Raw genomic sequence first — 15,402 nt, 5'->3', positions numbered from 1 at the left:
CGGCACCGGCCCTCCTGTGCGGACGTCCACCGCACGCGTCAGACGGCCGCCAGGGCGGACGTCGGTGGGATCCTCGCGGCGCGGGCCGCCGGGTAGAGCCCGGAGACCCCGCCGATCACGACGGTGGCGCCGAGCCCGGCGACGACGGCCCAGACCGGCAGCGCGACCGGCCACCCCCGGGTGACGGCGAACACGATGGTCACCCCGACCCCGAGGACGACACCGGCCACCCCACCCAGGAACGACAGCAGCAACGACTCGACCAGGAACTGGTCGCGGACGTCCCGACGACGTGCGCCGAGGGCACGACGGACACCGACCTCGGCGCGGCGCTCCAGGACGGTGATCACCATCGTGTTCGCCACCCCGATGCCACCGACCAGCAGCGCCACCCCGCCGATGCCGACGAGCAGCCCGGTGAACGAGTCGTCGGTGGCGTCCTTCGCCGCCAGCGCGTCCGACGGCCGGGTGACGCCGACGTCCTGCGGGTCCCCCGGCCGGACCGCGCCGGCGAGCAGGTCCCGCGACCGTTCGACGTGCGCCGGGTCGACGCGTGTGTAGACGGCGGTCGGTGCCCCGTCGAAGCCCAGCTGCTCGGCGAACCCGCGGGGCACGAACACCCGCGAGTCCAGGTCCGCGGCGAGCGCCACGGGTTCGAGCACCCCGACCACCTGCACCCACTGCCCACCGAGCCAGACCCGGCTGTCCGGCCGTGGGTCGCCGATGCCGAGCACGACTGCGGCCCGCGCTCCCAGCACGACCTGCGGCGGGGCACCGGCGGCGTCGTCGATCCACCGTCCGGCTGCGAGCCGCCCGCCGAGCACCCGTGGCACGTCGCCCCACGCGGCGAGGACCCCGAGGCCCTTCGTCTGGGGTGCCGGGACGAAGTCGTTCCGGTACACCCCGGTGTCCGGCACGGTGCCGACCGCAGCAGCCGACTCGACGTCGTCCTGTCGCAGCACCGACTCGAGTGCGGTGGACGGCAACGGCACCGGTTCGCCGAGGCCCTGCGCCTGGGTGAGGGTGAGCACGTTCGTGCCGAGCGTGTCGAGCACCTGGTCGACCTTCGCCTTGCTCGACGACGAGATCCCGACGACCGCGAGCATCGCCGCGATGCCGATCGCGATGCCCAGCGCGGACAGCACGACGCGACCCGGTCTGGTCCGCAGCCCGAAGACGCCGAGGCGGAGCAGGTCGAGTCCGCCCACGGACCGACGGCGGCTCACGGGGCGACCTCGTCGACCGGCGCGACCTCGGGCTCGATCATGCCGTCGCGCATCCGGACCTGCCGGGGCAGCGATGCCGCCAGGTCCAGGTCGTGCGTGATGACCACCACCGTCGTGCCCGCAGCGTTGAGCTCGCGCAGCAGCTCGACGACCGTCGCACCGGACGCCGTGTCGAGCGCCCCGGTGGGTTCGTCGGCGAGCAGGATCGTCGGGTCGCCGACGACGGCCCGCGCGATGGCGACGCGTTGGCGCTCGCCGCCGGAGAGCTGGTGCGGTCGGTGGTCCACCCGGTGTGCCAGTCCCACGCGGCCCAGGGCCTCGACGGCCAGGCGGTGCCGCTCGCGCCGGGGGACCCCCCGGTAGAGCAGGCCGTCGGCGACGTTCTCGGCGGCGGTCGCCCCGGCCTGCAGGTGGAAGTGCTGGAAGACGAACCCGATGTGGTCGGCACGCAGGCCGGACAGATCATCGTCGGACATCGTCGCGACGTCGTTGCCGGCGATCGTCACCGTGCCCGAGGTGGGACGGTCGAGCGTGCCGACGACGTTGAGCATCGTCGACTTGCCCGAGCCCGACGGGCCGACGACCGCGACGAGCTCCCCCGCGCCGACCTCGAGCGAGACCCCGCGCAGGGCTCCGACGTCGCCGTGGGTCTTCGTGACGTCCCGGAGCGACAGGACGGCGACCGCCGGCAGGACGGCCGCGGCGGGCACGGCGGCCGTGACGGGCACGGCGGGAACGGCGGGAACGACGGCGCTCATCCGGGCACCACCACCCGGTCGCCCGCGGTCAGGGCGCCGGTGACCGCGACCCGCCCGTCGGCGCTGAAGCCGGGCTCGACCCGGACCCGCTCGGTCGTGCCGTCCCGCTGCACGACGTCGACGGCGTACCTGCCACCGGCACCCGCGACGAGGGCGGCGACCGGCACGGACAGGACGTCGTGCTCGGTGGCGCCCTCCGCGTCGACCTGCGCGGACGCGGCCTCGGGCAGGGACCGCTTGCCCGGGTCGAACGACACCGAGACGTCGACGGCCGTGCCGCCGTCCTCGCTCGTCGTCGGCTGCACGTCGACGACGGAACCGGGCATGGCCGCACCGGCGCCGTTCACCCGGACCTCGACGTCGGTGCCGACGGCGAGCCGCTCGGCATCGCGCTGCGGCACGGTCGCCGTGACGACCCGCCGGGTGCTCGTGACCTGCAGCACGTCGGTCGTCGCGCCCGCGCTGCCGATACCGGCGCCCGCTCCCGCCGGACCGTCGCCGGCCGCTGCACCAGCACCACCCGCGGCCGCTCCCGCACCACCGGCGATCCGCTCGCCGAGCCGCCCCTCGACCGAGGCGACCCGGACCGCGCCGTCCACGAAGGCGACGTCGTCCGCAGTGAGCACCCCGGTGCCCTCGTGTCCCCGGTCCTCGTGCCACTGCCGGACTGCTCGCTCGGTCCGCGGGCCGAACCGGTCGTCCACGGACACGTCGTACCCGAGCGCTGCCAGGTTCTCGTTGAGCTGCCTGACGTCCGCGCCCTGCAGCCCCCGCTCCAGGTCGCGCCAGAGCGGCACGGTGCCGTACATCGACCGGACGTCCCGCTCGTCGACGGCGTACAGCGCCCCGTCGCGTTCGACCACGTCACCGACCCGGGGCAGCCAGGTGATCGTGCCGGCGGCTGCACCGGCGACCCCCGAGGCCGCGCCGTACCCGAGCGTCCCGGCGAACACCTTCGAATCCGTCAGGTCACCGCGCGTGACGGTCCCGGTGGCTCCGGCGGGTGCAGTCCCGCCGCGCGACGCACTGCTGGCCGAGGCGCCCGCACCGCTCGGCGCCGCGACGAGGGCCCACGTCCCGACCCCCGCGGCCACCGCTGCGACGAGGCACCCCGACACGATCAGCCGGCGACGGGCGCGTCGGTGGGTCACGACCCGGCTCCGCCCTGGACAGCCTCGAACGCCGCGTCGGTGCACGGCCCGGCGGCCTCGTCGAACGCCTGTTGGTCGTCCGGCTGGAACCGCATCTGCGCGTCCTGGTCGTCCGGGTAGTCCGGGAACCCCTGCTCCCGCAGACACTCCGCCGTCCTCCGGGCGATCTCCTCGGTGCCGGGCATCGGTTGCGCGGCCTGCGCGTCACCCGCGGCCGCAGAGTCGTCGAGGCAGCCCTTGAGGTCGTCCTGGTACTGCTCGGGGTCGACGCCGTCCGGTGCGCTGAGCTGCATCGACCCGCCGCCGGTGCCGGGGTCCGGCATGTCGTAGCCGCGGTCGCGCATGCACTCGGCGAGGGCGACGCCGGGTGCCGCGCCCCCGGAGGCGGTCGTCGCGTCGTCGTCGGGTGCCGGGTCGGAGCAGCCGGCCAGCAGCAGGGGCAGCAGGACGACGGCCGCGGCCACGCTCATCAGGGACCGGGTGCGACGGGTGGTCGTCATCGTGGTGTGGTTCATGCCTCCAGCACAGCGGACGGGCTGTTTCGCCCCGCGTGCACGTCGGGTTGCACCGGCGAAACACCGACCCGGACGAGCAGCCCACCGGTCGGCCGTGCGGTGATCGACAGCGTCCACCCGTGCGCGTGCACGATCGCGGCCACGATCGACAGGCCCAGACCGCTGTGCTGCCCACGTCCGGCGTCCGCGCCGCCGCGACGGAAGGGCTCCACGAGCAACGCCGCCTCGTCCGCCGCGACCACCGGCCCGTCGTTCTCGACCACGAAGCCGTCCGGTTCCGTCGTCACCCGCACGGCACCGCCGGGTTCGTTGTACTCGACGGCGTTGCCGACGAGGTTGCCGAGCAGCTGCCGCAGCAGCGTCGGCTCGCCGGACACGACCAGGCTGCCAGGAGGCCCGGTCCGGCGTTCGTGGGTCAGCGTCACCCCCGCCTCGGCCGCGTCCCGGGCCGCGCTCGCGACGACCTCGTCGGTCACCTCGACGAGGTCGACGGCCCGTGTCGCGCCCGCCAGGCCGCGGTCGGCCTCGGCGAGCACGAGCAGCGACGCGACCAGCCGCTCGGTCCGGCGGTTCTGCTCGAGCAGCTCGGCGCGGACGGCACGCACCTCGGCCGGGTCGGCGTCGTCGTGCAGCCCGATCTGCACCGCGGCGCGTTGCACCGCGAGGGGCGTCCGGAGTTCGTGGGACGCCTGGGCGACGAACCGTCGCTGGCTCTCGAACGCGGTCTCCAAACGGGCCAGCAGGTCGTCGACCGTCCGCGAGAGCCGTCGGAGCTCGTCGTCGGGTCCGCCCAGGGCGATGCGCTCGTGCAGGTTCGACGCGGAGATCCGGTTCGCGGTCGCCGTGATCCGGTCGATGGGACGGAGCACCCGGCGGCTGACGATCCAACCGATGCCGCCGGCAGCGATCCCGGCACCGGCGGTCCCGATCGCGGACCACTGCCACTGCTGCACCGCGACGAGGCGGATCACCGCCACGGCACCGGTGCGCTCGTCCGCCGCCGCTGGGTCCACCGCGAGCGGGGCCGGAGCGGTCGTGGCGCTGTCCGATCCGGACGGTGGTCGCTCGACGGCCGCCGTGTCGAGACCCGCGCCGACGCCCGCCAGGGACATGGTGTTCGTGAAGACCACGACCCCGGTCGCGAGCGCCATGGCCGCCAGCGCGAACGTCAGGGCCGTCCGGGTCCGGATGCTCCAGCCTCGGGCCCACCGACTCACAGCGAGTAGCCCTGGCCGGGCACCGTCCGGATCGGGTCCGGGTCCCCGAGTTTCCGGCGCAGCTTCGACATCGTCACGCGGACCGCGGCGGTGAACGGGTCGGTGTTCACGTCCCAGACCTTCTCGAGCAGGTGCTCGGCGGAGACGATGCGACCGTCCGCGCGGAGCAGGGTCTCGAGCACCCCGAACTCCTTCGACGTCAGGTCGAGCGGGTGACCGTCACGCGTGGCCATCCGCCGGTTCGTGTCGACGACGAGTCCCGCGCGTTCGAGCACGGGGGCGACGGGTGGGACGCTCCGCCGACCGAGCGCGCGGACCCGGGCGACGAGTTCCGGGTACTCGAACGGCTTGGTCAGGTAGTCGTCCGCACCGAGCTCGAGCCCCTGCACCCGGTCGCGCAACGTGGTCGCTGCGGTGAGCAGGAGGATCCGTGTGAGTGCGCCACGAGCGGTGAGACGCCGTGCGACCTCGTCGCCGTGCAGCCCGGGGACGTCGCGGTCGAGCACGACGACGTCGTAGTCGTGCACCGCCAGCAGCTCGTCGGCGTCGTCGCCTCGGTAGGCGACGTCCACCGCCATGTCCTGTCGGGTCAGGCCCGTCGCGATCAGGTCGGCGAGGGCCCGTTCGTCGTCCACCACGAGTACGCGCATCGATACATCACACGTGACGTACCTGTACTGGACCTGGGAGGCAGATCAGGCGTCGAACGGCACCTCGCCGTGGTCGCTGACGCCGGCGCGCTGCCGGTAGGACAGGTGTCCGCCCAGGTACCCGCCGACACTCACGACGGCGAGCCCGGCGAAGCCGAGCATCTTGCCGGCACCGTGGTTGCCGCGCTTCCGCTGCAGCCACGACAGGCCGTACAGCGACAGCCCGGTCCAGTTCACGGCCTGGTGCACCCACCCGGTGCGGAGCTGCTCGCGGTCCAGTTCCGACCAGTCGACGTAGCCGGCGACCGAGGCGCTGCTCGCCGAGACGACCCCGACGCCGACCAGGGTCTTGGCGGCCTTCGCGTTGCCCTTCCCGCCGAGCAGGTCGAGCACCGCGGCGGAGATCCAGGCGCCGAGCGGCACCTGCACCATGAGCGGGTGGATCGGGTGACCGAACGGGACTCCGTGCAGCAGCTGACGCAGGGCCTTCGGCTTGGCCAGGGCATTCACGACGGCACGGTCGATGTCGACGGCCTTGTCGAGCACGCTGGCGTGCTCGACGGCGTCGGTGAGGCGGCGGAGCGCGCGGATCTCAGGCATGCTCTGCAGCCAACACCCTGGAGGCCCGGCACCGGTCTCAGGAACCGGTGGCGGGCCTCCCGTCCGTCTTGGTGGGCTACTCCTCGACGATCTCGGCCAGCTCGAAGGGCTCGACCGTCAGGCCGTCGCCGTCCGCGGCGACGTCCACCCGGACGGTGTCGCCGTCACGGACGTCACCCGACAGGATCGCGCGGGCCAACCGGTCGTCGATCTGCCGCTGCATCAGGCGACGCAGCGGCCGCGCACCGTAGAGCGGGTCGTACCCGCGTTCCGCGAGCCAGCCGCGCGCCTCGGGGGTGACCGCGAGCTCGAGCCGGCGGTCGGTCAGGCGACGAGCCAGCCGGTCGACGTAGAGCGACACGATCTGCCCGAGGTCCTCGGCCGTCAGAGCCTGGAACACCACGATGTCGTCGAGGCGGTTGATGAACTCGGGGCGGAACGCCTGCTGCACGAGCTCACGGACCGCCTCCTCCCGCTGCACGTCGCTCAGGGACAGGTCCGTCATGAACTGCGACCCGAGGTTCGACGTCAGCACCAGGATCGTGTTCCGGAAGTCGACCGTGCGGCCCTGGCCGTCGGTGAGCCGTCCGTCGTCGAGCACCTGGAGCAGCACGTCGAACACCTCGGGGTGGGCCTTCTCGATCTCGTCGAGCAGGATCACCGAGTACGGACGGCGCCGGACGGCCTCGGTGAGCTGCCCACCGGCCTCGTACCCGACGTACCCGGGCGGGGCACCGATCAGGCGGGCAACGGAGTGCTTCTCGCCGTACTCGCTCATGTCGATCCGGACGAGGGCCTTCTCGTCGTCGAACAGGAACTCGGCGAGCGCCTTGGCCAGCTCGGTCTTGCCGACGCCCGTCGGGCCGAGGAACAGGAACGAACCGGTCGGACGGTCCGGGTCGGAGATGCCGGCGCGGGTGCGCCGGACGGCCTCGGACACGGTGGTCACGGCCGTGCGCTGCCCGATGATCCGACGGCCGAGCTCGCTCTCCAGGTGCAGGAGCTTCTCGGTCTCGCCCTGCAGCAGTCGGCCGAGCGGGATGCCCGTCCACTGCGCGATGACGGCGGCGATGTCCTCGTCGGTGACGCTGTCGTTCACCATCCGGTCGGCGCTCTCGGCCTGTTCGGCGGCGGCGAGCTCGGCCTCGATGCGGGGCTTCTCGCCGTACTCCAAACGGGAGACGAGTTCGTAGTCGGCCTCGCGCTGGGCCCGCTGCGACCGCATGTTCAGGTCGTCGAGCTGCTGCTTGAGCTCACCGATGCGGTTCAGGCTCGCGCGCTCGGCCTGCCAGCGCTGCTCGAGCTCGGCCAGCCGGGCCCCGCGCGTGTGTAGCTCGTTGCGCAGGGTCTCGAGGCGGGCCTTGGAGGCGTCGTCCTTCTCCTGCTTGAGCGCGAACTCCTCGACGCGCAGACGGTCGACGTTCCGCTTCAGCTCGTCGATCTCGACGGGGCTGGAGTCGATCTCCATGCGGAGTCGACTGGCGGCCTCGTCGATCAGGTCGATGGCCTTGTCGGGCAGCTGGCGGCCGGAGATGTACCGGTTCGACAGGCTCGCGGCGGCGACCAGTGCGGAGTCGTTGATCGTCACCTTGTGGTGCGCCTCGTATCGTTCCTTGAGCCCGCGGAGGATCGCCACGGCGTCCTCGACGCTGGGCTCACCGACGTAGACCTGCTGGAAGCGACGCTCGAGGGCGGCGTCCTTCTCGATGTACTCGCGGTACTCGTCGAGGGTCGTCGCACCGATGAGCCGGAGCTCACCGCGGGCGAGCATCGGCTTGAGCATGTTCGACGCCGCGACGGACCCCTCGCCGCCACCGGCCCCCATCAGCGTGTGCAGCTCGTCGATGAACGTGATGACCTGCCCGTCGGAGTCGTTGATCTCCTTGAGCACGGCCTTCAGCCGCTCCTCGAACTCGCCGCGGTACTTCGCGCCGGCGATCAGGGCGGAGATGTCGAGCGAGATGAGCCGCTTGTCCTTGAGGGAGTCGGCGACGTCGCCGGCGACGATGCGCTGCGCGAGCCCCTCGACGACGGCGGTCTTGCCGACGCCGGGCTCGCCGATGAGCACCGGGTTGTTCTTGGTGCGGCGCGTGAGCACCTGGGACACGCGCCGGATCTCGGAGTCACGTCCGATCACGGGGTCGAGCTTGCCGCTGCGGGCGATCGCCGTGAGGTCGATGCCGTACTGCTCGAGGGCGGTCTTCTGTCGTTCTTGCGAGTCAGGAGCGCCCTGGAGGTTCGCCATGCGTTCCGTCCTTTCGTTGCGGTGGTCCTGGACTTGAGTCTACTCCACTCAACTTACGTCCGCGCGGGCGTATTCCGGATCCCGACCGCGCAGACGACGGCACCGGCCAGCAGCAGGAGCGCCATCACCACCATGGCCCGGTGCAGCCCCTCGACGCTCACCTCGCCGCCGAGCACGACGCCAGCGAGTGCCACCGTGACCAGGCCGGCGATCCGGGCGAAGGCGTTGTTGACCGCCGACCCGGAGCCGGCCTCGGACTGCGGGACCGAACCGAGCACCGCACTCGTCAGGGGTGTGACCATCAGCGCGATGCCCACGCCGATCAGCACCAGTCCGGGGAACACCGACCACCAGTAGCCGTCCGGGTCGTCGCCGGCGAACAGCAGCAGGAGCGCCCCGACCGCACCGACCGCCGGCCCCGCGGCCATGAACCAGCGCGGGCCGTACCGACCGGCGAACGACCCGACGGCGGTGGAGAGCACGAGCAACATGATCGTCGGCGGCAGCGTCGCGAGGCCGGCGAGCCAGGCCGGGAACCGCCAGACCTCCTGCAGGAAGAGCGTGACGACGAAGAAGACCATGCCGAGTGCGCCGTAGATGGACAGCGTCGCGAGGTTGCCGACGGTGAAGTTGCGCGCCCGGAACAGTTCGAGCGGCACGAGCGGCGACCCGGCCGTCCGGGTCACCCGCAGTTCCCACGGCACGAACGCCACGAGGGCAGCGGCCCCGAGCACGAGCGCGGCGACCACCACCGGGGAACCCCACCCCAGCCGCTCCTGCTCGATGAGCCCGAGCACGACACCGCCGACCCCGACCACGGCGAGCAGCGCCCCGACGACGTCGATGCGTGGGCGGACGACTGGGTGCACCTCGCCGGTGATGCGCAGGACCAGGGGGATCGTCACGGCGATCGGCACCGCGGTGAGCACGAAGATCCACCGCCACCCGATCCCGTCCACCACCAGGCCGCCGGCCACGGGCCCGAGGATGGTGGCTGCACTCGACCAGGCTGTCCACGTGCCGATCGCCTTCGCCTGCGCCGCCCCGCGGAACGCCGCCACGATCAGCGCGAGCGCACTCGGCATGACGAGCGCCCCGCCGACGCCCTGCAGCGCGCGGGCGACGATGAGCACCTCGCCGGTCGGGGCGACCGCGCACGCCACGGACGCGATGCCGAAGACCACGAGCCCCCACGTGATGATCCGCACCCGGCCGAACAGGTCGGACAGGCTCCCGGCGACCAGGATGAGCGAGCCCAGGGTGACGAGGTAGGCGTCGACGACCCACTGCTGCACGACGAGTCCGCCGCCGAGCTCCTGCCGGATCGCGGGGAGTGCGACGTTCACGACGCTCGAGTCGAGCCCGACGACGAACGACGCCAGGATCGCCACCACCAGCACGATGCGTCGGTCGCCCCGGAGCGGTGCGACGGCGTGCGGCGCGGGGACGGGAGCGGTCATGTGCTCATCCTGCGGCACGGGGTGCCCGGCGGTCGATCCCGCACGACGAAGCCCCCGCGACCGATGTGGTCGCGGGGGCTGCCGACAGGACGGGGCTGGGTGTCCTAACGCCGGGAGTCGGTGTTGGGCTGCGCGCTCGGCCCCGGGTTCAGGACCGGACCGGCGGCGGGCTCGGCGGGAGCGTTCTGGACGGTGCTGTTGTGCACCGTGCCGTCCGGCGCCGCACCGTTGGCCTGGGCCTTCTTCTCGTCGTCGGACATCTCCTTCTTGAAGATGTTGATCGACTGACCGAGGCCCTTGGCGAGCGCCGGGAGCTTGGTCGCGCCGAACAGCAGGATGACGATCCCGAGGATGATCAGCAGGTGAATGCCGCCGAGGTTTCCGAGCATCATGACTCCTTGTTGTGGAACTGGTCGCCGTCCGGTGATCGTCGTCGACCCACGCGGCGGAAGTCCGTGTGCCTCCATCGTAACTCCCCCGCCCCTGGAAGCCCAGGCCGGCCCCCGGAACGGACACCGTTCGTCCAGGGAAGCGCAGCGCTCAGTACGCGCCGCGGGACCGCAGCACCGACGGGACGGTGCGGGCGAGGATCACCAGGTCGTGCAGGAACGACCAGTTCTCGACGTAGTGCAGGTCGAGCCGCACCCCTTCGGCCCAGTCGAGGTCCGATCGGCCGCTGACCTGCCACAAGCCGGTGATCCCCGGGGTCACGAGGAGTCGGCGGTCGGCGAAGTCCTCGTACAGCGCGACTTCGCGGGGCAGGGCCGGTCGGGGGCCGACCAGGCTCATCGACCCGGTGAGCACGTTCCACAGCTGCGGCAGTTCGTCGAGCGAGGTCCGTCGCAGGAAGGCACCGACCCGGGTCACCCGCGGGTCGTCCTGCATCTTGAACAGCGGACCGGCGCCCTGGTTCTCGGACTGCAGAGCAGCCATGCGCGCCTCGGCGTCGACGCACATCGTCCGGAACTTCAGGATCGGGAACTCCGCGCCACCGCGACCGACGCGGACCTGCCGGAAGAACACCGGCCCGCCGTCGTCAGCGCGGACCGCCAGCGCGACCGCGGCCAGGACCGGGGAGAGCAACGCCAGGCCGAGCACGGCGCCGACGACGTCGAGCGCCCGCTTGCCCATCCGGCGGCGGTAGTCGGGGGTCTCGACGTGCATGAGCGGCAGCCCGTCGACCGGGCGCTCGTGCACCCGCCCGGCGGCGATGTCGGCCAGGGGGGAGGACACCACGAGCTCGACGCCGTGTTCCTCGAGCTGCCACCCGAGGCGACGGAGGCGGGCGTGCCCACCACGGACGGCACCCGCGACGACGACGGCGGAGACGCCCTCGGCCCGGGCGTGCGCGAGCACGTCATCGATGCCCCCGACGACCGGAGCCGTTGCCGCCCCCAGGTCGACACGGGCCCCGGCCGGAGCGCAGTCCGTGACGACGGCCCGCACGCGGTAGCCGGCACTCGGCGCAGCGGCGATCCGCGCACCCACGTACCGGACGTCCTCGGCGTCGCCGACGATCAGGACGTCCTGCAGGTGCTCGCCCCGGGCGCGACTCCGGGCGAGCACTGTGCGGACACCCTTGCGGCCGAGTGTCAGGAACGCGAGCCCCAGCGGGAACGCGATCGCGACGTACCCGCGGGCCAGGTCGAGCTGCGCCGCGTACGCGACGACCGCGACCCCGGCGATGGCGACGAGGCTCGCGGTGACGAGGCGGCGGTACTCCTCGCCGCCGATGCCCGCGATCCGGGGGTCGCGGGTGCGGAACACCGAGAGCAGGAGCATCCAGACCACGACGATGGCGGGGGCCACCACGAACTCGAACCAGCCCGAGCGTGGTCGGACGGATGCGAGCTCCCAGGGGAACCGCACGACGTGGGCGATGGCGAACGCGGTGAGCAGCAGCGCGAGGTCGAGCAACGCCACCGCGGGGACGAACCCCCGGCGCGCCCCCGCCGGAGCGACCGTCCGGAGTGACGCCGTGGCACCGACCGGCCCGGCGGACGTCGGCACCGTCGAGTTCAGCGCGGTCGGGTGGAGCACGGTCGAGTGGAGCACGGTGGGGACCGCTCCGGTGGGTGGGCGCATCGCGAACGACATCTGGGGCCTCCTGTCGACCGATCGACGAGGAGATCGATCGGACGCCGGAGTCGCTCAGGTCACGACATCGAGCGGCGCACCGTCAAATATATCACCGTGTCGTTCTGCATATCAACGGTCGAGCGCGCGGTCCAGACTCCAGAGCACGGGCGCCTCCCGGAGCGCGGGGACGTCGGCCTCGGTCACCCCGCGCAGCCGGAACACCACCCGTTCGCCGGGCAGCAGCGTCATGAACCCGCGGTCGACCGTGCCGCCGGCCGCCACACGGTCCGGCTGCACGAGCAGGTCGCGGACGAGCGAGTCAGCCTCGACGGTCAGGTCCACGCCGCCGTCGACCACCGCGAACGCGGTCCGGTAGCGCGCCGGCTCCCAGCGCATCGCAGCGTCGGGGCCGGGGGTCCAGACCGCACGGCGCCAGTCCATGTCCGCGACGATGAGCTCGTTCGCCGGGTCGTCGACGACGCCCACCGACTCGGGCAGCGACACCACCGCGACGCCGGCGCCGGACAACCGGACCGGCAGCGACACCTCGGCCAGGATCGTGCCGGCCGTGGTGATCCGGCGGACCCGGACGACGCTGTCGTGCCCGGTGCGGGTCGACCGGACGGCCACCTCGACGGGCGAGGACCCGAAGGCGCCGGGCGAGACGCCCAGCGAGAGCGTGTCCGCGAGCGCACCCAGATCGGCCGTCTCGCCGGCCGCAGGCGACGCACCCGGGTGATCCGGGCCTCCCGTCCGCTCCGCACCCGACGCACCCGACGCGCTGGTCGGAACGACCGCACCGGACGCGTCGGCCGCCCCAGGCGCCACCGACACCGACGACACCGGACGGATCGTCAGCAGCACGTCGTCGTACAGGCGGCGCAGCTCGTGCGCCAGCGGCTTCAGCCGCCCCGCCGAGTCGATCGCGGACCACGACGACACCGGCCACAGGTCGTTCAGCTGCCACACCACCACGCCGGTGTTCCGCGGCCAGTGCGTGCGCCAGTGCTCGATGCCGGTCGCGATCGCCCGTGCCTGCTGCAGCTGCGTCAGGTAGTGCCAGGCGTCGAACGCTGCCGGGTCGACCCCGCCGAAGCGCGGCTCCAGCCCGCGGGCCAGCTTGGCCATCCCGTCCGCCGCCTTCTGGTGGTGGACCACACCGGGCGAGTCGACCCGCAGCGGCGCGTCCGTGACCGCATCGCGCAGCGTGCGCCAAGCGGGCGGCGCCTGCCAGCCGAACTCGGACACGAAGCGCGGCACCGACTCGCGGTAGGCGGTGTCGGGCAGCCGGTTCCAGACGTCCCAGGAGTGGTGCGTCTCGTGGTCGACCTCGTTCGCGGGCAGCGACTCGGAACCGGACCACGGCGACGCGACCGTGTAGAAGCGCGACGGGTCGACGGCGTCGACGATGGTCGGCAACAGGTCGAGGTAGTAGTCGAGGCCCCAGCCCCGATCGCCCAGCTCGGCACCCCAGCCGTCGGCGTCGTGCAGCCAGATGTTCTCGTTGTTGCCGTTCCAGACCACCAGCGAGGGATGGCGGGCGAGCCGGGCGACGTTGTCCCGCGCCTCGGCGATGACCTCGCTGCGGATCGGCTCGACCTCCGGGTAAGCCGAGCACGCGAACGGGAAGTCCTGCCAGACGAGCAGTCCGAGTTCGTCGCAGACCTCGTAGAAGTCGCGCGATTCGTACACGCCGCCGCCCCAGACGCGCACGAGGTTCGTGCCGAGCGACGCCGCGGCACCCAGCCGGGACTCGAGCCGGGCGCGGTCCACGCGCGAGACGATGACGTCGTCGGGGATCCAGTTGACGCCACGGACGTCGACGAGGGTGCCGTTGACGTGCACCGCGAAGGGGCGACCGATGCCGTCCACCTGGGTCTCGATCCGGGTCGACCGGAAGCCGGTGCGGAACGTGTCGCGGTCGAGCACCTCGCCGTCGACGGTCTGCAGCTCGACCACGACGTCGTACTGCGGCTGCGCGCCGTAGCCGCGCGGCCACCAGCGTCGTGCCTCGGGAACGCGCACGGTGACGACCGTCTCGTCGTCCTTCGGGGTCAGCTGCGCGCGGGAGCGCTGACGCGTGGTGGCGCCGTCCTCGGTCTCGCCGCTCACGGTGACGACGAGCACCAGGTCGTCGTCCTCGCCGTCCTGGTCCAGGTCGTTCATCCCCGAACGCTCGACGGTGATGTGGGCGTCGAGCACGCCCTCACCGGCCTCGACGTCGACGAGCGGACGCACCTCGCGCAGGCGCGCGGTCGACCAGCGCTCGATCGCGACCGGCCGCCAGGGGCCGCTCGTGACCGCGGTCAGGCCCCAGTCCCAGCCGAAGTTCGACGCCATCTTGCGGATGTACGGGAACGGTTCGTCGTACGGGCCCGGCATGCTGCCGGCCTTCGCGGCCACCCGGCCGGCCTCGCGGTACGGCGACTCGAACAGGATCTCGAGGTCCTTCGTGGTGCCACCGGACCCCGTCTGCACCCGGGCGTCGAACCGGTAGCGGCGGTGCATGTTGCGGGTCGTGCCCACGACGACGCCGTCCAGGCTGAGCTCCGCGACGGTGTCCAGGCCGTCGCAGACCAGGTCGACGCGCTCGTGTCCGCGCGGGTCGACGTCGACCGTGCGGCGGTAGGCCCAGTCGGCGCGGCCGACCCACTTGGCGTCCTGCTCGTTCAGGTGGAACGTCGGGTCCGGCAGCAGGCCCTCCCGCTCCAGGTCGGTGTGGACCTGGCCCGGCACCGTCGCCGGGATGGTGCGGCCCACGACGCCGTCCGGCGCACCGGTTCCTCCGGCCATCGTCACGGTCCAGTGGTCGCGGAGTTCCTCGCGTTCGAGGGTCATGCGGGTCCTTCTCTTCGGCGGCAGGGTGTCCGTCAGCCTCGGTCGGGGACGCCGGCCGGCGGCCCGGCCCACGACCGGTCCCACGGCCTGGAGGCGCGGCACCGGTTGCCCGGGCGTCGTCACGCCGCGCGCGCGAACGGGGTGCGCTCGCGCGAGGGGTGCTCGGCGATGCTAGTACGGGATGCTTTCGGCAACCTAGGTGGTGACAGGGGCGGGTCGCGCGGGCAAGGTGGGAACGTGATCACCGTCGAACTCGCCAGGTCCCTCCGTGACGCCGGCCTCCGCTGGCACCCCGAGACCGGGGACCGGTTCGTGATCGACAAGCCCGGCATCGACGACGACGTCTACACGGTGTCCGAGATGACCGTCGAACGGCACGACTCCCCCACCGGCACGATCCTCGGCTTCAACGGCACCACGGAGTGGGCCCTCGACTCGGTCACCGCGTCGGAGTCGCTCTGGCTGCCCCGCGAGGACCAGCTGCGCGACCTGCTCGGGCCGTCGTTCATCGGGCTGACCCGGGTGCCGGTCGGCGGGCGCCTGGTCTTCACGGTGACGGCGACGATCGGGGGCGTCGACCGCAGCTTCGCGTCCGAGGTGCCCGCGATCGCGTACGGGCAGGCACTGCAGGCGTACATCACGGCTGCGCTCTCCTGAGCTGCG

The 15,402-nt window shown here is 72.6% G+C and carries 13 protein-coding genes; 1 reads left to right on the top strand and 12 read right to left on the bottom strand.

Going from position 1 to position 15,402, the window contains the following annotated elements:
* Positions 1–38: 38 nt before the first annotated feature.
* From ACL00U_RS02360 to ACL00U_RS02305, 12 genes are all read right to left on the bottom strand, one after another.
* Positions 39–1,226 carry an ABC transporter permease gene (locus ACL00U_RS02360; RefSeq protein ID WP_412873768.1) on the bottom strand — a complete coding sequence of 396 codons (1,188 nt, stop codon included), beginning with the start codon at positions 1,224–1,226 and terminating at the stop codon, positions 39–41.
* The gene (locus tag ACL00U_RS02355) at positions 1,223–1,984 is read right to left on the bottom strand and encodes an ABC transporter ATP-binding protein (RefSeq protein ID WP_412873767.1); all 762 of its coding nucleotides are present in this window, start codon (positions 1,982–1,984) and stop codon (positions 1,223–1,225) included. Before ACL00U_RS02355 ends, ACL00U_RS02360 begins: the two co-directional genes overlap by 4 nt.
* Entirely contained in the window at positions 1,981–3,135 is a 1,155-nt protein-coding gene (locus ACL00U_RS02350) for a peptidoglycan-binding protein (protein ID WP_262118358.1), read from the bottom strand. The genes ACL00U_RS02355 and ACL00U_RS02350 overlap by 4 nt, the downstream gene beginning before the upstream one ends.
* Complete coding sequence (locus ACL00U_RS02345; protein WP_056069528.1) at positions 3,132–3,650, bottom strand: hypothetical protein; 519 nt, start codon at positions 3,648–3,650, stop codon at positions 3,132–3,134. The genes ACL00U_RS02350 and ACL00U_RS02345 overlap by 4 nt, the downstream gene beginning before the upstream one ends.
* A complete protein-coding gene (locus ACL00U_RS02340; RefSeq protein ID WP_159557248.1) occupies positions 3,647–4,867 on the bottom strand; it encodes a sensor histidine kinase in 1,221 nt (406 codons plus the stop codon). Before ACL00U_RS02340 ends, ACL00U_RS02345 begins: the two co-directional genes overlap by 4 nt.
* Complete coding sequence (locus ACL00U_RS02335; RefSeq protein WP_159557250.1) at positions 4,864–5,517, bottom strand: response regulator transcription factor; 654 nt, start codon at positions 5,515–5,517, stop codon at positions 4,864–4,866. Before ACL00U_RS02335 ends, ACL00U_RS02340 begins: the two co-directional genes overlap by 4 nt.
* A 45-nt stretch (positions 5,518–5,562) precedes the next feature.
* Positions 5,563–6,117 (bottom strand): DUF2231 domain-containing protein, encoded by a 555-nt coding sequence (locus tag ACL00U_RS02330; protein WP_194590379.1) that lies wholly within the window; start codon positions 6,115–6,117, stop codon positions 5,563–5,565.
* 76 nt (positions 6,118–6,193) lie between these two features.
* The gene (locus ACL00U_RS02325) at positions 6,194–8,362 is read right to left on the bottom strand and encodes an ATP-dependent Clp protease ATP-binding subunit (protein WP_082046896.1); all 2,169 of its coding nucleotides are present in this window, start codon (positions 8,360–8,362) and stop codon (positions 6,194–6,196) included.
* A gap of 53 nt (positions 8,363–8,415) precedes the next feature.
* Entirely contained in the window at positions 8,416–9,822 is a 1,407-nt protein-coding gene (locus ACL00U_RS02320) for an MFS transporter (protein ID WP_017886368.1), read from the bottom strand.
* 104 nt (positions 9,823–9,926) lie between these two features.
* A complete protein-coding gene (tatA, locus tag ACL00U_RS02315; RefSeq protein ID WP_017886369.1) occupies positions 9,927–10,214 on the bottom strand; it encodes a twin-arginine translocase TatA/TatE family subunit in 288 nt (95 codons plus the stop codon).
* Between the two features lie 148 nt (positions 10,215–10,362).
* Positions 10,363–11,919: a sugar transferase gene (locus ACL00U_RS02310; protein ID WP_017886370.1), complete on the bottom strand. Its 1,557-nt coding sequence runs from the start codon at positions 11,917–11,919 to the stop codon at positions 10,363–10,365.
* A 111-nt stretch (positions 11,920–12,030) separates the two neighbouring features.
* Positions 12,031–14,739 carry a glycoside hydrolase family 2 protein gene (locus ACL00U_RS02305; protein ID WP_140448273.1) on the bottom strand — a complete coding sequence of 903 codons (2,709 nt, stop codon included), beginning with the start codon at positions 14,737–14,739 and terminating at the stop codon, positions 12,031–12,033.
* Positions 14,740–14,976: 237 nt separating this feature from the next.
* On the opposite strand from ACL00U_RS02305, the gene ACL00U_RS02300 reads away from it, so the two are divergent.
* Entirely contained in the window at positions 14,977–15,396 is a 420-nt protein-coding gene (locus ACL00U_RS02300) for a hypothetical protein (protein ID WP_042538705.1), read from the top strand.
* Positions 15,397–15,402: the final 6 nt, after the last annotated feature.

It is taken from the genome of Curtobacterium poinsettiae, assembly GCF_047226435.1.
Classification (GTDB): Bacteria; Actinomycetota; Actinomycetes; order Actinomycetales; family Microbacteriaceae; genus Curtobacterium; species Curtobacterium poinsettiae.
Note: the sequence above shows the minus strand (reverse complement) of the source record. Positions and strands in the feature narration are given on the sequence as shown.

Bases quoted from the DNA above. Each gene is read 5' to 3' on its own strand.
- ACL00U_RS02320 (WP_017886368.1), bottom strand. From the start codon at position 9,822: ATGACCGCTCCCGTCCCCGCGCCGCACGCCGTCGCACCGCTCCGGGGC.
- ACL00U_RS02325 (WP_082046896.1), bottom strand. From the start codon at position 8,362: ATGGCGAACCTCCAGGGCGCTCCTGACTCGCAAGAACGACAGAAGACC.
- ACL00U_RS02345 (WP_056069528.1), bottom strand. From the start codon at position 3,650: ATGAACCACACCACGATGACGACCACCCGTCGCACCCGGTCCCTGATG.
- ACL00U_RS02330 (WP_194590379.1), bottom strand. From the start codon at position 6,117: ATGCCTGAGATCCGCGCGCTCCGCCGCCTCACCGACGCCGTCGAGCAC.
- tatA (WP_017886369.1), bottom strand. From the start codon at position 10,214: ATGATGCTCGGAAACCTCGGCGGCATTCACCTGCTGATCATCCTCGGG.
- ACL00U_RS02305 (WP_140448273.1), bottom strand. From the start codon at position 14,739: ATGACCCTCGAACGCGAGGAACTCCGCGACCACTGGACCGTGACGATG.
- ACL00U_RS02310 (WP_017886370.1), bottom strand. From the start codon at position 11,919: ATGTCGTTCGCGATGCGCCCACCCACCGGAGCGGTCCCCACCGTGCTC.
- ACL00U_RS02355 (WP_412873767.1), bottom strand. From the start codon at position 1,984: ATGAGCGCCGTCGTTCCCGCCGTTCCCGCCGTGCCCGTCACGGCCGCC.
- ACL00U_RS02335 (WP_159557250.1), bottom strand. From the start codon at position 5,517: ATGCGCGTACTCGTGGTGGACGACGAACGGGCCCTCGCCGACCTGATC.